General features: G+C 57.1%; 16 protein-coding genes and 1 tRNA gene. 11 read left to right on the top strand and 6 right to left on the bottom strand.

Going from position 1 to position 15,198, the window contains the following annotated elements:
- The first annotated feature begins 147 nt into the window (after positions 1 to 147).
- The 3 genes from FHW16_RS12330 to FHW16_RS12320 are packed head-to-tail and all read left to right on the top strand — an operon-like array spanning position 148 to position 3,512.
- Entirely contained in the window at positions 148 to 1,173 is a 1,026-nt protein-coding gene (locus FHW16_RS12330) for a thiamine pyrophosphate-dependent dehydrogenase E1 component subunit alpha (RefSeq protein WP_182549471.1), read from the top strand.
- 11 nt (positions 1,174 to 1,184) lie between these two features.
- Positions 1,185 to 2,183 carry an alpha-ketoacid dehydrogenase subunit beta gene (locus FHW16_RS12325; protein ID WP_182549470.1) on the top strand — a complete coding sequence of 333 codons (999 nt, stop codon included), beginning with the start codon at positions 1,185 to 1,187 and terminating at the stop codon, positions 2,181 to 2,183.
- A 3-nt stretch (positions 2,184 to 2,186) separates the two neighbouring features.
- Complete coding sequence (locus tag FHW16_RS12320; RefSeq protein ID WP_182549469.1) at positions 2,187 to 3,512, top strand: acetoin dehydrogenase dihydrolipoyllysine-residue acetyltransferase subunit; 1,326 nt, start codon at positions 2,187 to 2,189, stop codon at positions 3,510 to 3,512.
- Here the strand turns inward: FHW16_RS12320 and FHW16_RS12315 are convergent.
- Complete coding sequence (locus tag FHW16_RS12315; RefSeq protein WP_182549468.1) at positions 3,493 to 4,143, bottom strand: hypothetical protein; 651 nt, start codon at positions 4,141 to 4,143, stop codon at positions 3,493 to 3,495. The two genes, FHW16_RS12320 and FHW16_RS12315, sit on opposite strands and share 20 nt — an antisense overlap.
- 196 nt (positions 4,144 to 4,339) lie before the next feature.
- On the opposite strand from FHW16_RS12315, the gene FHW16_RS12310 reads away from it, so the two are divergent.
- Genes FHW16_RS12310 through ptsP form a run of 5 tightly spaced genes read left to right on the top strand, consistent with a single transcriptional unit; the run spans position 4,340 to position 9,073 of the window.
- Entirely contained in the window at positions 4,340 to 4,774 is a 435-nt protein-coding gene (locus FHW16_RS12310) for a transcriptional regulator GutM (RefSeq protein WP_182549518.1), read from the top strand.
- A gap of 56 nt (positions 4,775 to 4,830) precedes the next feature.
- On the top strand, positions 4,831 to 5,592 hold the full coding sequence (gene srlA, locus FHW16_RS12305; protein ID WP_182549467.1) for a PTS glucitol/sorbitol transporter subunit IIC: 762 nt from the start codon (positions 4,831 to 4,833) through the stop codon (positions 5,590 to 5,592).
- 22 nt (positions 5,593 to 5,614) lie between these two features.
- Positions 5,615 to 6,631, top strand: coding sequence for a PTS glucitol/sorbitol transporter subunit IIB (gene srlE / locus FHW16_RS12300; RefSeq protein WP_182549466.1), 1,017 nt, complete (start codon positions 5,615 to 5,617; stop codon positions 6,629 to 6,631).
- Positions 6,632 to 6,662: 31 nt separating this feature from the next.
- A complete protein-coding gene (locus tag FHW16_RS12295) occupies positions 6,663 to 7,040 on the top strand; it encodes a PTS glucitol/sorbitol transporter subunit IIA (protein WP_182549465.1) in 378 nt (125 codons plus the stop codon).
- A gap of 50 nt (positions 7,041 to 7,090) precedes the next feature.
- Complete coding sequence (ptsP, locus tag FHW16_RS12290; RefSeq protein ID WP_182549464.1) at positions 7,091 to 9,073, top strand: phosphoenolpyruvate--protein phosphotransferase; 1,983 nt, start codon at positions 7,091 to 7,093, stop codon at positions 9,071 to 9,073.
- Positions 9,074 to 9,104: 31 nt separating this feature from the next.
- Here the strand turns inward: ptsP and FHW16_RS12285 are convergent, their stop codons facing one another.
- Positions 9,105 to 9,866: a hypothetical protein gene (locus FHW16_RS12285; RefSeq protein WP_182549463.1), complete on the bottom strand. Its 762-nt coding sequence runs from the start codon at positions 9,864 to 9,866 to the stop codon at positions 9,105 to 9,107.
- 181 nt (positions 9,867 to 10,047) lie between these two features.
- On the opposite strand from FHW16_RS12285, the gene FHW16_RS12280 reads away from it, so the two are divergent.
- The 3 genes from FHW16_RS12280 (at position 10,048) to FHW16_RS12270 (ending at position 12,586) form a co-directional block, all read left to right on the top strand.
- Complete coding sequence (locus FHW16_RS12280; protein WP_432652026.1) at positions 10,048 to 11,055, top strand: sugar-binding transcriptional regulator; 1,008 nt, start codon at positions 10,048 to 10,050, stop codon at positions 11,053 to 11,055.
- 226 nt (positions 11,056 to 11,281) lie between these two features.
- Positions 11,282 to 11,358, top strand: a tRNA-Ile gene (locus FHW16_RS12275).
- A 436-nt stretch (positions 11,359 to 11,794) separates the two neighbouring features.
- The gene (locus tag FHW16_RS12270) at positions 11,795 to 12,586 is read left to right on the top strand and encodes a DUF899 domain-containing protein (RefSeq protein ID WP_182549461.1); all 792 of its coding nucleotides are present in this window, start codon (positions 11,795 to 11,797) and stop codon (positions 12,584 to 12,586) included.
- A gap of 142 nt (positions 12,587 to 12,728) precedes the next feature.
- Here the strand turns inward: FHW16_RS12270 and FHW16_RS12265 are convergent, their stop codons facing one another.
- The 4 genes from FHW16_RS12265 to FHW16_RS12250 form a co-directional block, all read right to left on the bottom strand.
- A complete protein-coding gene (locus FHW16_RS12265) occupies positions 12,729 to 12,977 on the bottom strand; it encodes a hypothetical protein (RefSeq protein ID WP_182549460.1) in 249 nt (82 codons plus the stop codon).
- 12 nt (positions 12,978 to 12,989) lie between these two features.
- A complete protein-coding gene (locus FHW16_RS12260; RefSeq protein WP_182549459.1) occupies positions 12,990 to 13,322 on the bottom strand; it encodes a hypothetical protein in 333 nt (110 codons plus the stop codon).
- Between the two features lie 140 nt (positions 13,323 to 13,462).
- Positions 13,463 to 13,762 (bottom strand): hypothetical protein, encoded by a 300-nt coding sequence (locus tag FHW16_RS12255; protein ID WP_182549458.1) that lies wholly within the window; start codon positions 13,760 to 13,762, stop codon positions 13,463 to 13,465.
- Positions 13,763 to 13,866: 104 nt separating this feature from the next.
- On the bottom strand, positions 13,867 to 15,105 hold the full coding sequence (locus tag FHW16_RS12250) for a hypothetical protein (protein WP_182549457.1): 1,239 nt from the start codon (positions 15,103 to 15,105) through the stop codon (positions 13,867 to 13,869).
- Positions 15,106 to 15,198 lie beyond the last annotated feature (93 nt).

Genomic DNA, 15,198 nt, shown 5'->3' with positions numbered 1-15,198 from the left:
CCAAGGGCGAACTCATCACCAGCGCCAATGCCGCACCCATCCCCGGCTCCAAGATCGTCGAACTCAGACAAAGACAGGACAAACTCGTTTATGGCGGGTGATGTCCAGCAACCAGAATTCAGGGCAACCAGCCAAGGAGTGCCAATCATGGCTCCCGCCACCAACGCCAAATTCAAGGACGATGGCAGCAATCTTCCTTTCGCGTTCCGGCATTATTCTCCGGAGCAGCTGAAGGAAGCCCTGCGCAAGATGTATCTCATCCGCCGCTTCGAAGAGGGCGCGGAAGAATCCTACACGCGCGGGCTCATCCACGGCACGATGCACCTTTCCATAGGACAGGAAGCAAGCGCCGTCGGCATATCCCTGCCGCTGCACGAAGACGACATGATCACCTCCACCCATCGTGGCCATGGCCATTGCATCGCCAAGGGCGCGGAAGTGTCAAAAATGTTTGCCGAGTTCTTCGGCAAGGAAACCGGCTATTGCAAGGGCCGGGGCGGTTCCATGCATATCGCCGACGTGTCCAAGGGCAATCTTGGTGCGAACGGCATTGTCGGCGGGGGCATTCCGATTGCCGTTGGCGCCGCGCTGTCCGCCAAGAAACAGAAGAACGGCAAGGTGGTCATCTCCTATTTCGGCGATGGTGCCAATAATGAGGGTGCCTTCCACGAGGCGCTGAATATTGCCGCGATCTGGAAACTGCCGGTGGTTTTCGTCTGCGAGAACAATGGCTATGGCATGTCGACCTCGACCAAGCGATCAACAGCCGTAGCGAATGTGGCGGATCGCGCCGCCGGTTATAACATGCCCGGTGTGATCGTCGACGGCAACAATCTGTCTGATGTAGCAGAGGCTTCCAACGAGGCGGTCGAGCGGGCACGGCGCGGCGAAGGTCCCACGCTGATCGAGTGCAAGACCTACCGTCATCGCGGCCATTCCAAGAGCGATCGGAACCGCTATCGGACCAAGGAAGAAATCGAAGACTGGATCGCCAATCGCGATCCCATTGATCTCTTCGAGACGCAGCTGAAGGAATTCGGCTTCGTCACCGATGGGGATATCGAGGCAATCCGCGCGGATGTGGAGAAGGAGATCGCGGCGGCGATCGAATTTGCCAAGAACAGCCCATCCCCTGATCTGAACAATCTCACACGCGACGTGTACACGGACTGAAAGACTTCCAGATGAACGAGACAATTCGCGAGCTGAGCTATTCGCAGGCTATCCAGGAAGCTATGGCCCTTGCCATGGAGGCCGATGACCGGGTGTTCCTCATGGGTGAGGATATCGGTGTTTACGGCGGTGCCTTTCAGGTCACCGGCGATCTCGTGCACCGTTTTGGCGAAGACCGGGTCATGGATACGCCGATTTCCGAACTTGGCGGTGCAGGCGTTGCCGTTGGTGCGGCGTTGACCGGCATGCGGCCGATCTTCGAGTTCCAGTTCTCTGATTTTGCGGCGCTGGCCATGGAGCAGATCGTCAATCAGGCGGCGAAAATCCGTTATATGCTGGGCGGCGCTGTTTCTGTGCCGCTGGTCATGCGCTTTCCAGCCGGTTCCGGCACGGGTGCGGCAGCCCAGCACAGCCAGAGCCTTGAAGCATGGCTCGGCCATGTGCCCGGCCTGAAGGTCATCCAGCCGTCCACACCCTACGATGCCAAGGGCATGTTGCTTGCGGCCATTGAAGATCCGGACCCGGTGATGATCTTCGAGCACAAGCTGCTCTACAAGATGAAGGGACCGGTGCCCGAGGGCTACTATACCGTGCCGATCGGCAAGGCGGCCGTCGTGCGCGAAGGCACGGACCTCACCATCGTTGCCTCCGCGATCATGGTACACAAGGCGCTGGAAGCGGCGAAGGAGCTGGAAAAGGAAGGGATCAACGTCGAAGTCGTTGACCTGAGAACGGTCCGGCCGATGGACAAGGATACGATCATTGCCAGCGTCAAGAAGACGTCGAAGCTGATGTGCGTCTATGAGGGCGTGAAGACCCTCGGCGTCGGCGCGGAAGTCAGCGCCATGATTGCCGAAAGCGAGGCATTCGATTATCTCGACGCGCCGATTGTGCGTCTTGGCGGCGCGGAGACACCTATTCCTTACAATCCGGAGCTGGAAAAAGCCACCGTTCCGCAGGTGCCGGGCATTCTCGCCAGCGCCCGTGATCTTGTGAAGGGGGTACGTTAGCTCATGCCTACCGAAGTCATCCTGCCCAAGGTCGACATGGATATGGAGACCGGCCAGATTTCGCGCTGGTACGCCAAGGAGGGCGACAGCGTTTCGAAGGGTCAACTGCTGTTCGAGATCGAGACTGACAAGGCCGCCATGGAAGTGGACGCACCAGCCTCCGGCGTGCTGCGTGATGTCAAGGCCGCGGAAGGGACAGTCGTGCCTGTGGGCCAGTGCGTTGCGTGGATTTATGCCGAGGGCGAAGACTATGTTGCCGCGGCAAGTAAGCCGGATGTGGCCGAGCCTGCCGTTTCCCGCAAGGCTGTTGAACCTGCCGCCTTAGTGCCAGCAAAAGTTGTCACTGAAAGCCTGCAGGTTGCACCGGCAACCCAATCGGAGGGTGTGCGTGCAACCCCATTGGCGCGGCGGATCGCCAGGGAGAGCGGGATCGATCTGGCATCCGTTGCGGGTTCAGGCCCAAAGGGGCGGATTCAACGCAAAGACGTTGAAGCCAGCGCCCGGCCAGCGGATGCCAAGCCTGCTGTTGTCATTCCCGTTGCTGCAAAGACCGGTGATGCGCCGCTTCATACGGTCTGGCTGCGACAGGGCAATGATCCAGCTCGGGTCCCTTTCGTGCTGATCCACGGTTTCGGCTCCGACCTCAACAGCTGGCGACCCATGCTGGCGGGGACAACACTCGACAATCCGATCCTCGCCATTGACTTGCCGGGCCATGGCGAATCATCGCGGGAAATTCCCGCGGATATCGATTCCATCGCAGCGCTGGTCGAACAGACGATTGCAACCCATCATGCAGGACCGGTTGTGGTGGCGGCGCATTCGTTCGGAGCGGCGGTTGCGGCCAAGGTTGCGGCACGCGGCAACCTTGATATCCGTGCCCTGACGCTGATCGCGCCAGCCGGTCTCGGCCCTGAAATCAACGGAGCATTCCTGCAAGGCTTTGTCCGGGCAAGATCAGAGCCAAGCCTTCTCGCATGGATGAAACTGCTGGTTCAGGACGAGAGCCTTCTGACCAAATCCTTCGTCAAGGCAACGCTTGCCCAGTCGCAGGATGAGGGATTGCGCGGTGCCCAGCAGCTGGTGGCTGACCGCTTCTTTGCCGATGGAACGCAGGTCTTCGATATCCGCAGAAATCTTGCCGGACTGATCATACCGGTCCGGGTGATATTTGGCGCGGCCGATCGGATCATTCCCGCCGCCCATGCCTCGGGCTTGCCGGGCGACATCGCTGTGCACGTCTTCGCTGGTACGGGGCACATGCCGCAGCTGGAACAGCGGGAAAAGGTGGTGCGGATATTGCGCGAAATCAGCCGGTCGGTGCAGTAGAGCCTGTCAAACGACTGCCACCTTTTGACGTGATCAGGGCACGCTGGATGGCGCTGCGGGCGGATGCCAGATTGGGCATGACCCAGTTTGGTTCCGCACCAAGGAACTTGTCGAGAAAGGCGATGGCATAGCCGGGCATTTCATTGACATTTTCCTTGTAGGACCACCAGGTTCGCAGGTCATTGGCGCAACTGGCAATCTGCGGTGCCACACCGAATTCCTGCTCGTAGATGGCGGCAATCGTGCCGACACAGAAGTTGGTATAGAGAAAACCTTCGGGCCAGAAGGCGATAATATCGGCCATTTCGGTCGCGTTGGCATTGGTCTGGGGCGTATGGCCCTGAACCTTGGCAGGCGCTTCGGTAATGAGTTCCTTGAGCACCAGACCAGCGGCAAAGATGATGAAATCCTTCCGGTCAATCTTGGCAAAGGATTTCTGCTGCTCGACAGTCTCGATCCAGTTCAGAAAGGCGGCGGTCAGCTTGGTTTCGTCGATGGTGAAACGATAGCCATAGTGCTCGGCGATGAGCACGACATTCTTGCGAAAGGCCATGCGGAACCAGCGTAGCCGCCGCAGGCGGTGGCGCAGATCGGGCATACTCACCAGTTCATCGCGAAACAGAAAATCCATGCCGTATCTCTCCAGGGGCAGGCCCCGATCCTGACCCCAATCCATCTGACCAATGTCTTACGCTTCAATGCGAAGGAAGCCAAGTTTTCAATGATACAGGAAATCATACATATTGACATTGTAAAAAACAAATGTTCTATATTTTTCCGTCCCGGCATAGCATATGTATATGGCTGGACAATGGGAGGTTGAAGACATGGCGATGTGGCAATGGGGACTGCTTGCCCTTGGAATCCTTTGGGCTTTGCAGTCACTGGGTGTCTGGTATCAGATGCGCCACTATGGCGATGTCATGAAGGGCATCACGTCGAAATATAATGATGGATATGTTGGAGCAGGCAATGTGCGCGGACGTTTCGGCAAAGGTGTTATTGCCCTCGTGGTGGTGACGCCGGATCTTGTCGTGCAACGGTTTCTTGTCATGCGCGGCAGGTCGGTATTTGCAAAATTTGCACGCCGCTCCGAGTTCGAGGGAATTACGCTGAACGCATTGCGCGCTGATCCGCTTATCTCGGGCGTGGAAGATCCGGCCCTGGCCAAGGCGGCGGAGCGCGCGATCGAACAGATCGACCGTGCCAGAGCCGAGCCGAAGCGGCAAGGTCTGGCGGGAATCAAGACAGTCAACGCTTAGGGCCAAGACCCGGGGGTGGCCGTACCCAAGCAAATGGCCAAAAAGGAGGAGGGAACATGTCAATTCTAACAATGTTGGCGCAGCATGCCGACGTCACCATGCACCATCTGTCGGTGGCAGGGTCGATGGTTTCGGACGCTGCGCTGCACGGTAAACAGGCCATCCATCACGCGGGCAATGATCTCGTGGTTCTGGCCCAGTCCGGCGGCGGTGATATTTCCGTCGAGGAATTCAAGCAGAAACTGCAGAACGTCCAGCAGGAGGAGCAGCTCGGCTGGCTCACCAGCATAGGCAAGTATTTTATCGGTATTTTCCAGAAGGGCGGCGAAGTCTTTGCCGGTTTCGTCACCGGCATTATCCCGACACTGGTCGTGCTGATGACGGCATTCTATGCATTGACCGAGCTTGTCGGCGAAGAACGCGTCCATGGCATTGCCCGTGGCGCCGGGCGCATCGCCCTGACCCGTTATACGGTGCTGCCGCTCCTCTCCGTGTTCTTCCTGACCAATCCGATGGCGTACACCTTCGGGTCGTTCCTCGAAGAAAAGCACAAGCCGGCATTCTACGATGCGGCGGTTTCCTATGTGCATCCGCCACTTGGCCTGTTCCCGCACATCAATCCCGGCGAGTATTTCGTCTGGGGCGGCATTCTCGTGGCGCTGCTCGAACTGGAGAAGAAGGGCGTTGTTCCCGCCGGTTATCACATCAGAGTGGCGATCTGGTACGCCATTGTTGGTCTCGTGGTCATCCTCCTCAAAGGCATGCTGACTGAACGCATCACCGCCATCATGGCGAAGCGTCAGGGCGTCGAGCTTTAAGACAGGAGTGGGGAGAAAAACAATGTCAAAGACCTATAAGCCAGTCAAAATTTCCAGAGGCTCCAATGGTTGGGGCGGCCCGCTCACGATCCAGTTGACGCCGCAGCGCAACAAGGTTGTTTCCGTCACGGGTGGCGGTATTCATCCGGTCGCCCGCCGTATCGCCGAACTCACCGGCGGTGAGGCCGTCGACGGTTTCAAAGCACCGCCTGTCGAAGGCGAAATGGGGGTTGTCGTCGTCGATTGCGGTGGAACGGCACGCTGCGGCGTCTATCCGCGCAAGCGCATTCCAACCGTCAATCTGACGCCGGTTGGCCAGTCGGGCCCGCTTGCCCAGTTCATCACCGAAGACATCTATGTCTCGGGCGTCAAGGAAGCCAATATCGAACTGGCTGACGGATCGCAGGAAGCTACTGTTGCCGGCGGAACGTCAACGCCGACACCGGCAGAGATGGCCGCTGCCATGTCCAGCCGAACGGCTGCCGCATCGGACGCCGGTGAAGGCGGATTGATCGGGTTGATCAGCTCGGTTGGGCGTGTCATGGGCCGTGTCGTCGGCATTTTCTTCAATGCCGGTCGCCGGACGATCGATCAGGTCATCCGTAACGTTCTGCCCTTCATGGCCTTCGTGACCATGCTCATCGGCTTCATTCTCTATACGGGGATCGGTGATGTGCTGGCGCAGCCGATGGGCCCGCTTGCCAACAACATTGTCGGACTGCTGATTATTTCGGCCATTTGCGGCCTGCCGTTCCTGTCGCCCATTCTGGGACCCGGCGCGGTGATTGCGCAGGTGATCGGGGTGGCGATCATCGGTCCGCAGATCGCCAACGGTACGATTTCGCCGGCAATGGCCCTGCCTGCGCTGTTCGCCTATAATACCCAGGTTGGCTGCGACTTCGTGCCGGTTGGTCTGGCGCTGGGCGAGGCCAAGCCGAAAACAATCGAGATCGGTGTTCCGGCGGTTCTGATCAGCCGCCAGATCATGGGCCCGGTTTCAGTGCTGATCGCCTGGGTTGTCAGCCTGATCGTATTCTGATTATTCGAGAAACAAGAAGAGGTTCGCCATCATGTCAGTTCTTTTGAAAACACGGGTAACTGCCGTGGGTCCCGAGGTGGCGGACCTCGCAGAAGGAGGCGTTGTCATCCTGTTTGCCGATGGCGCGCCGCCGGAACTTGCCGAAGTTTCGATCCTGCATCTGGTAGACGGTGAGCCGTCGGAATCAACACCACCTGTCGGATCGGTGATCCGGATTGGTGATATCTCGGCCAAGATTACCGGTATCGGTGATTATGCGTGGCAAAAAGTCAGGGATATCGGCCATGTTGTCATCACATTCAACGGGTCCGATCATGTTGACCGCCCGGGTGAAATCTGTGCATCGGAAGTGGATACCGGCAAATTGGTTTCAACCCTCAAGGTGGGCGCGACGATAACCATCGGGTAGGGTCAGGACTGACAGGCCGAAACAGAACGAAATACCAAAGAGAGTAAAGCATGGAACGCTCGACGATTGTGCGGGTGCATGACGGATTGCATGCGCGGCCGGCCACCCGGTTTGTCAAACTCGCCAAGAGCTTTGAATCCGACATCGAGCTGGTAAAGGACGACAAGTCGGTCAGCGCGAAGAGTTCGGTCAAGCTGATGCTGCTTGGCGTCAAGGAAAACGAAGAAATAACCGTCCGCGCGACGGGTGCCGATGCTATTGAAGCCATCGAGGCCCTGATCGGTTATCTGGAAAACCCGCGCGCTGGAACAGAAGAAGAGAGCGCAGGACAGACCCCGAGGACCGATGACCGTAAAATCGCCGGCAAACGGACAGGCGAGCTTGCGTCGCATGGCAAGTTGCGCGGCGTTGCGGCGAGCGAAGGCGTGGCGATCGGTCCGGTCTACGGGTTTTTTCCCGCTGAAATCAAGCATGAGAACCGTCCGCTTGCAGCCAACGAGATCGCCGATGAGGTCCTGCGGCTGAAACAGGCGATTACAACCGTACAGAGGCGCATGGATGCATCTCTGGCTGAAACCGGCCTGGCGGACAGCGATCGCGGTATTGTCGCTGCGCTGAAGGACATCGCCAATGACGACGAACTGACGGGCGGCGCAATTGCCATCGTCGAAGGCGGCGTTGATGCGGTGTCGGCGGTGATCGGGGCTACATCAAAAATCGCGTCGGACTTCGCCACGATGGATGATCCCTATCTCAATGCGCGCGCTGACGACGTAAACGCGGTCGGCCGTCAGATATGCCTGGCGCTGCTCGGGCAGGAAGACGTCAATCTCGACGCTGTGGCAGAGGGTTCGATCCTCGTTGCGGACGATATCGGTGCCTGGGATCTGGCGCGCGCGCCCTTGAAGCGTATTGCCGGGGTGATCTGCGGCCATGGCGGTGCGACATCGCATGTGGCAATTATCGCCCGCGCCCATGGCATTCCCGCCGTGCTCGGTCTTGGCCGCCCGGTTCTTGATCTGAAGAATGCGAAAACCGTTGCGCTTGACGGGGACAGCGGAGAGGTTTTTGCCAATCCCGATGCTGTGGTGTCGAGCCATTTTCAGGCGGAGATCGTCAAAGCGGAGGCGGAGAAGCGCGCGCTGACGGCCTACAAGGATATTACGCCGAAGCGTGCCGACGGTACGGTCATCGAGATTGCCGCCAATATCGGCTCGCTTGAGGAAATAGATGCGGCAAAGGACGCTGGCGCCATGGGTGTTGGTCTGTTCCGCACTGAACTCCTTTTCATGCGTCATATCCATCTGCCATCGGAAGATTTGCAGGCAGAGACCTATTCCAGCCTCGCCAAGGCGTTTGCGCCTTTCCCCGTGATTGTTCGGACACTTGATATTGGCGGCGACAAGCCGATCGCAGGGGTCGAATTTCCCGATGAGGAAAATCCGTTCCTCGGCTGGCGCGGCATCCGTATGTGCCTTGACCGGCCGGATGTATTCAAGCCGCAATTGCGGGCACTTCTGCGCGCTGCCGTGCACGGCAACATCAAGGTGATGCTGCCGATGATCTCAGGTGTTGGCGAGGTTCAGGCAACGCGCATATTGATCGACGAATGCGCAAAAGAACTTGCGGCTGAGGGCAGGGCTTTCGCGCATTTCGATCTTGGTGTGATGATCGAGACACCGGCTGCAGTGCTTGTTGCTCCCGCTCTGGCGCGGGAAGTTGCTTTCTTTTCCATCGGCACCAATGATCTGACGCAGTACATCATGGCCGCCGACCGGCTCAACCCTGTCGTGGCCAAGCTGAACGACGTGACGCATCCGGCTGTCATGGCCGCCATCGAGCTGACGGCGAAGGCGGGTGCCGAAGCCGGAATCATGGTAGGCATGTGCGGCGAAGCAGCGGGTCGGCCTGATCTTATCCCGGCGTTCATTGCCATGGGCCTGACGGAACTCAGCATGAGTCCGTCATCCATCCAACGTGCAAAGAAATGCGTTTTGGATGGGTTTAAAACAGCTCAGGAAGTCGGGCTGTAAACAGAACGCGGCCTATTTTTTGGCCGATATTCTAAGGCAGTATGGGAATGAGGAATGCAAAGAGGCTGGACAGGTTATCTGTCCGGTCCTTGCCCTGTGTGGCTTCGGTCAATGTCGATTGGCGGGCCTTCAGCGCCAAAAGGGCGCTGTCCACCAGTTTCTCATCGCCGGCTTCTTCGTTGTCGCTGTAGCTGGCCAGGCCGATCGCAAGGGCGATTGCCGAAAAACACAGGAACTGTGTTGCCATTTCAGGGGCGCGCTCTCCCGGTACATGCGGCGGCAATGGCTGGCTCTGGTGGCTGGACTGCAGCTCGAATGTCAGTGTGGCGCAGGCCCTGGCAATATCCTTCAGGCTGTTTGTCCGGGTTGCTGCTTTTACCTGATCGGCATGCCGGCGAATCATGACGGCATGGGCTGAAGCAAAGGTCGCCTCATGAACAACCGTGTTTTCGGCGCCCAGCATGGTAAAAATACGTTTCGTCAGGTAATAAACATCGCGGCGGAACAGTGCCTCGCCTTTTGCCGTATCAGCGGGAAAATAAGCACTGAGGCTGCGTGCCTCGATCGTCGTTGAATGGGCCTTAGGGTCTTGAGAAACAAGCGAAATCGAGATTGTCTCGGCGACGGTGAGGGCTTTGTCAACGACGCGCGCGGCGTGACCCAGCAAAACTTCCGGTCCGTCATGGGTCGCGCTTTTGATCTTGTCACTGCGGCTGGCACGGATCATGTGCCTTACATCACGCAACCGGTCCTTGAGGCCGACGACAATCTCGTTTGAAATATCCCTGATCATGTGGCAGACCTCGACTTGCAAAGCGGATAATGCTTTGTATCTGCTTTTGGTGACTTGCTAAACAATATTCTGCCGGAGTGTACTGTGTGCATCGTTCTCTTGTCAGCACACAATTCTGGCACCGGCGGGAAACGGATACCAGCAATTAAGGGGATGAGAATTGACCGATCGACGCAAGCGGGTGAATAGCGCGACGAACAGTCCAAAAAAGGCCCCATTGGATATAGGGCAGCCTGACACGAAGATCAGCCGCATGCGTATGCGCGCTGCCTGGATGTATTATATTGAGCAGATGACGCAGAATGAGATTGCCGAAGTGCTCGGCGTTGGCCGCGTCACCATTGTGCGCATGCTGGCCGAGGCGCGCGCCCGCAACGAGGTCAAGATCGGCATTCAAGGCTATCTTTCTGATCTTATCGCGCTGGAACGGCAGGTCGAGCAGCAGTTCGGTCTCGACAAGGTGATCATTGCGCCCTTATCCCAGCCCGACAATGATCCGATTCCCGCCATCAGCGCTGCAACCGGCGACTATCTTTCCGGTGTCGTTGCCAACGGTATGCGCGTGGGCGTGGGCTGGGGCCGTACCCTGCTCAGCACGCTCTCCTATCTTGAGGCGAGGGCGCTGGATGATTTCACCGTCATCTCGCTGCTTGGTGGTATCAGCCAGCCGCGCCGTTTCAACCCGGCGGAGTTTGCCTGGCAGTTCGCGCAGCTGTTTCAGGGCAACGGTTATCTTATTCCCGCGCCTGCACTGGTGGACAGCGTCGAGACCAGAACGGCGCTCATTGAGCGCTGCGGTCTGAAAAGCGTGTTCGAGATGGCGGAAGATCTCGACCTCGTGCTGCTGAGCGTCGGTGCGATTGAAACGGCCTCCAGCACGCCGTACCGCATCGGCTTCCTCAACGAAGAGCACCAGTCTTCCCTGGCGGAACGCGGCGCGGTCGGCGATCTTCTGTTCCATTTCTACGACAAGCAGGGGCGTCTTGTTGACCATCCGATTCACGATCTCGTCATGTCGGTGGGCATCGAAACCTTGCAGAAGGTGCCGGTACGCGTGCTGACTTCAGGCGGCAAGGAAAAGATCAACGCCCTGCTTGGCGCGATGAAGCTGATCCGCCCGACGGTTTTCATCACTGATGAGGAAAGCGCCCGTCAATTGCTTGTTCTGGCCGAAAAAGAAGAAGGCTGAATTATTCCTGACATGAAAGCTGAGGCGGGCCGGTCTGCGGATCATTTCGTCAACCGGTCGCGGCTCTCCTGTCCAAGCTTATGAAAATCCACACGAGTTGTGGATTTTTGTCCCGAAATCGGTCTATGAGACGATGAGATCAAATCGGGCATTGCATTCGTGATTTTTCCCGCTATTGATCGCGGGGAAGACGGGCAGGAGCCAATTGGTTTTCTGCTTGCAGGTGGGGCCTGTAGCTCAATTGGTTAGAGCCGGCGGCTCATAACCGCTTGGTTGGGGGTTCGAGTCCCTCCGGGCCCACCATTCTCTTTTATGCAGCCAAGCTCGATACCCATTGATTTTGCGCAATTGGTCATGTGACCTCCGCGACTTCGCAGAGATGGGATTCCCCTGGAGTGCAACGGTATGCTTTCCCCGGCGCGACGCGTTGCATCCGAGATTTCGGGCATCGTGACTTCCGTTGGCAAAAGTGATGTTTTCCGCCCAGGTGACGAAGACAGAATGCAGCCTCACGCTGATCCAACTCTTTATACGCGCGGCGTCCGTTGAGTTTGACAGTTCCAGTCGAACCCGGCTGCCCGGCAACGCTCATCAGAACCGCGCCACACTTGTTACTCCCTGCATTCGAATTTTCGTGACAAAGTTATCCCAGGCCCAAGAGCGAGTGATGAGCAGCGGGTGGAGTCCCGCTGAGCCGCCAGACGCGGGAACTTACAGAAATGAGGAGGTTTCAAAAGCTATGACTACGTCAGCCGAAAATGCAGGAAACAGTGGACAGTCTGCCATGCAAACACCAGAGATCGTGTCGCCGAAGGCATGGGAAGCGGCCCGTGAAGCGCTTCTGGTCAAGGAAAAAGCCCAGACCCGTGCCCGTGATGCCCTTGCTGCCGAACGACGCCGGATGCCTTGGATGGCGGTGACGAAGCAGTATGTGTTTGAGGGCCCCGAGGGCAAGTCAAACCTGATTGACCTTTTCGACGGTCGTCGTCAGTTGATAGTCTACCGCGCCTTCTTCGAACCGGGAGTGCACGGGTGGCCTGATCATGGTTGCCGGGGGTGCTCCATGGTGGCCGATCAGGTTGCTCACCTCTCCCATCTCAACGCCCGTGACACCTCGCTCGTGTTTCTCTCACGTGCACCGCAAGCGGATATCGCCCGGCTGAAAGCCCGGATGGGCTGGGATATCCCATGGTTCACGCTTACTGATCGTTTCGACTCCGACTTTGGCGTGGACGAGTGGCATGGCACGAACGTGTTTTACCACGACGGCGCCAATGTGTTCCGTACCTACTTCATCAACAATCGCGGCGACGAGCAGATGGGGAGCACATGGAACTATCTCGACATCACGCCGCTGGGTCGGCAGGAGGTATGGGAGGATTCACCCAAGGGCTATCCCCAGACGCCGACTTACAAATGGTGGAACTGGAATGACAGCTATGTGGCAGGCGCGGTACCCGACAAGAAGTGGGTTGAAGTATCGGACGCCGGGGAGGCAGCATTCCGGAATCAAGACACCGAGAGAAAATGATCCACCCATGTCGGTTGCAAATCACCTGTAAAGGCAAGGCGTGATTTGCAGCCGTCGGCCGAGCGAGGAACTGCGCAACCAGACGGCGGCGACGGTTGGTGCCGGGCCAGCGGCCAGGAGTACAGGGGCCAAGAGAGGTCCATCACCTGCGCACAGATTTTATGAACCGGAACACAACCACGGACACGGAAACGAGATAGAGAAACCCGCCTGTGAACATGATCCCGTATATGCCTGCGTATAATTCGCGGTCGTGTTCATAAAAATCGGGGTGCAACTTATCCGAGAACAGAACTGGCGCGATCAAATAGCCAATGAGGTATCCCAGAAACACACATACGGGGACCAGAACGATCAGCCAGAATATCAGAATGCCGATTCTCTTGGCCATAGTGCACCTCGGTCAAAACCCGGCCAAGCTGCTCTTGGAAAACCGGTCAGAATTTTCCTCACACTCGTGCCATTTCTTGAAGGCATTCGCTTCCTGCTTTTTGCCGTAGCACCAGCCTCTTTCGTTCAAAGCCACGCCATAGACTGTCATCGACATGCAGGCTACGGTTACGTGAACATCGCGGCTTGGGTTGCGCAGGCAAACATCGCCGGCTTTGTCGTAAAGCTTCATCAGCTGATCGTTGGTTTCAGTTGCGTCTGCGAAACGTTTTTCTGCACTGAACGCCTGCTGCGCCAACATTGCCGGCAGAATTGCCATCGAGAGAACTGCTGGAATGACCCGCATTGATCGCCTCCTTTTGACGTGTTTTCATGTTTGTGAGCAAATGTGGCGATAGAATGCCGACAAAGAAATTCAGGACTGCGCCAGCATAATTGTAGATAGGCAGCTATTGCGAGGAAGGTTTGGTTCTGCAGGCGCTGCGTTCATTTGATTGTTTTTTGTGTCAAGGACCATTCGCCGTCCGGCCTGCTCGACGATACCCGCTCTCTCGACTGATGAAGTATCAGCTTGTAGTCCTGACGAAATGGGGCGGCCAGTTGAGATTCCAAACTGGTCAAAACATTCTGCAAGGTGGCCAACTCACTCGAATGTTCAAAGCTCTTATCGGCTGGCGGTGCTCTATTGTCGTTGATCCAGCGAGACAGAAGCTCAAACAGCACGATGGCTTCATCGCTATTCAGGCTGACCGAGATTTCATTGGGCTCTTTATAAAACTCGGTCATTCGAAAACGATTCCATTCCTGCAGTCCTGTTTCAATTCCATACGATCAGAGTGACGGAGACTTTCTCTTCCAGTCGGTATATTCTGGAGGTGGCTGGCAATCACTCATAGTGAGGCGATTTTGTCCGTGAGCGCTACCCAGCCGCCCGGCTCCATAATGATGGCCAGGACGTCATAGTGACCGTAAACCGCCAGTGCCGATCTTCGCGTGAAAAGTTCATTGACAATTTTGGTCGCATTGCCCGCCTCTTTATCGAAGTAAAAATTTTGCCGTGCCCTTTTTACAGTCGCTTCAAAGTCGGCTGTCGGCTTTCGGTTTTCTGGCGGCGAATGCTCGTCCAATGCCTGCCTGGCGGCCGCCAATCCCATCCCGGTCAGGCGTGGCGGGCGTGCAGCATTGGTCAGCGTCTCATTGGCCGCTTTGAGACCCATTCCCGTCAGACGGGGTGGCCTTGGATGGGCGAGATAATCCTCTCGGGCAAAGTAATCTTCTGTCAGTCCGTGCATCCGGCAATACGAACGAAACTGTTCCTTATAGGCGAGCCAGTGAAGCGTCATGGCGAGCCTCGCGCAGCTCGTCGCGTGATAGGCTTTGTCAAAGGTCTTTACTGCTGATGTTGTCGCGTTAATTCCACCTGTCAGACCCGCCGTAACGATCTGGCCCAGCACGGGTATGGAGCTGGTTGCAAGTTTGGCTCCCTCGATCCCGGCTTTATGCGCTTTCAGTTTGATGACCTGACTGATTAGTGTGGAAATTCCCGCACTTTCCTGTTCGGCGGTCTGTTGCGTATGCGGTCTTGTCGTTTCGAGAGACGCGATTTCCTTCGCCAGCATTTTCAGTTTTGTCAAATGCACGGATGTCGAGCCAACCGTGTTGGCCTGTTTCAGGATAGACACAGGATTTACCGGGAGATGTCCCATCGATCCGATCGAGGCGGCTGATCCTGCGATGCCGACCCCTGTTCCGGCAAGTTCCTTGTATTTCCTGCGTTGGAGGTATTTCAGGGTGCCAGGACTTTCGATCGTCAGGTCGCCTGTGCTGTGGCCATAGCGAACAAACAGCGGGCTTGGACGGACCTCGATTTTTCCTCCCTTGGCCTTGTGCGATTTTTGTCCGGCGTCAGCCCCTGAGTTCACAAGTGCCGCATACCCGTTGTCGTGGCCGCCATTGGCTGCTCCAAAAGCAACGTCGAGGCAGATAGCAGCAATCTCAGAGACGGAAAGGGGCGCGTCTTTCCAGTCGTACTTCCCCTTCTTTTGTGCCTCTTGTTCTACCTTCAGGTCAGCCGAAGTCCGGCTATGGAGGGGATTCGAAAATATACTCTTGTTAAAAAGGTTCCGCATTTCCACAACTCCAATCACGATCAATCAATCCGAGGGAGGGATGTAACAAATAGAGGACAAGCGTGCGGCAGTAGAGCACCGGCCGTACGGTCA

Origin of the sequence: Phyllobacterium myrsinacearum (assembly GCF_014138285.1) — a bacterium.
Lineage (GTDB): Bacteria > Pseudomonadota > Alphaproteobacteria > Rhizobiales > Rhizobiaceae > Phyllobacterium > Phyllobacterium myrsinacearum_A.
This window is presented reverse-complemented; position numbering and strand designations above follow the sequence as displayed.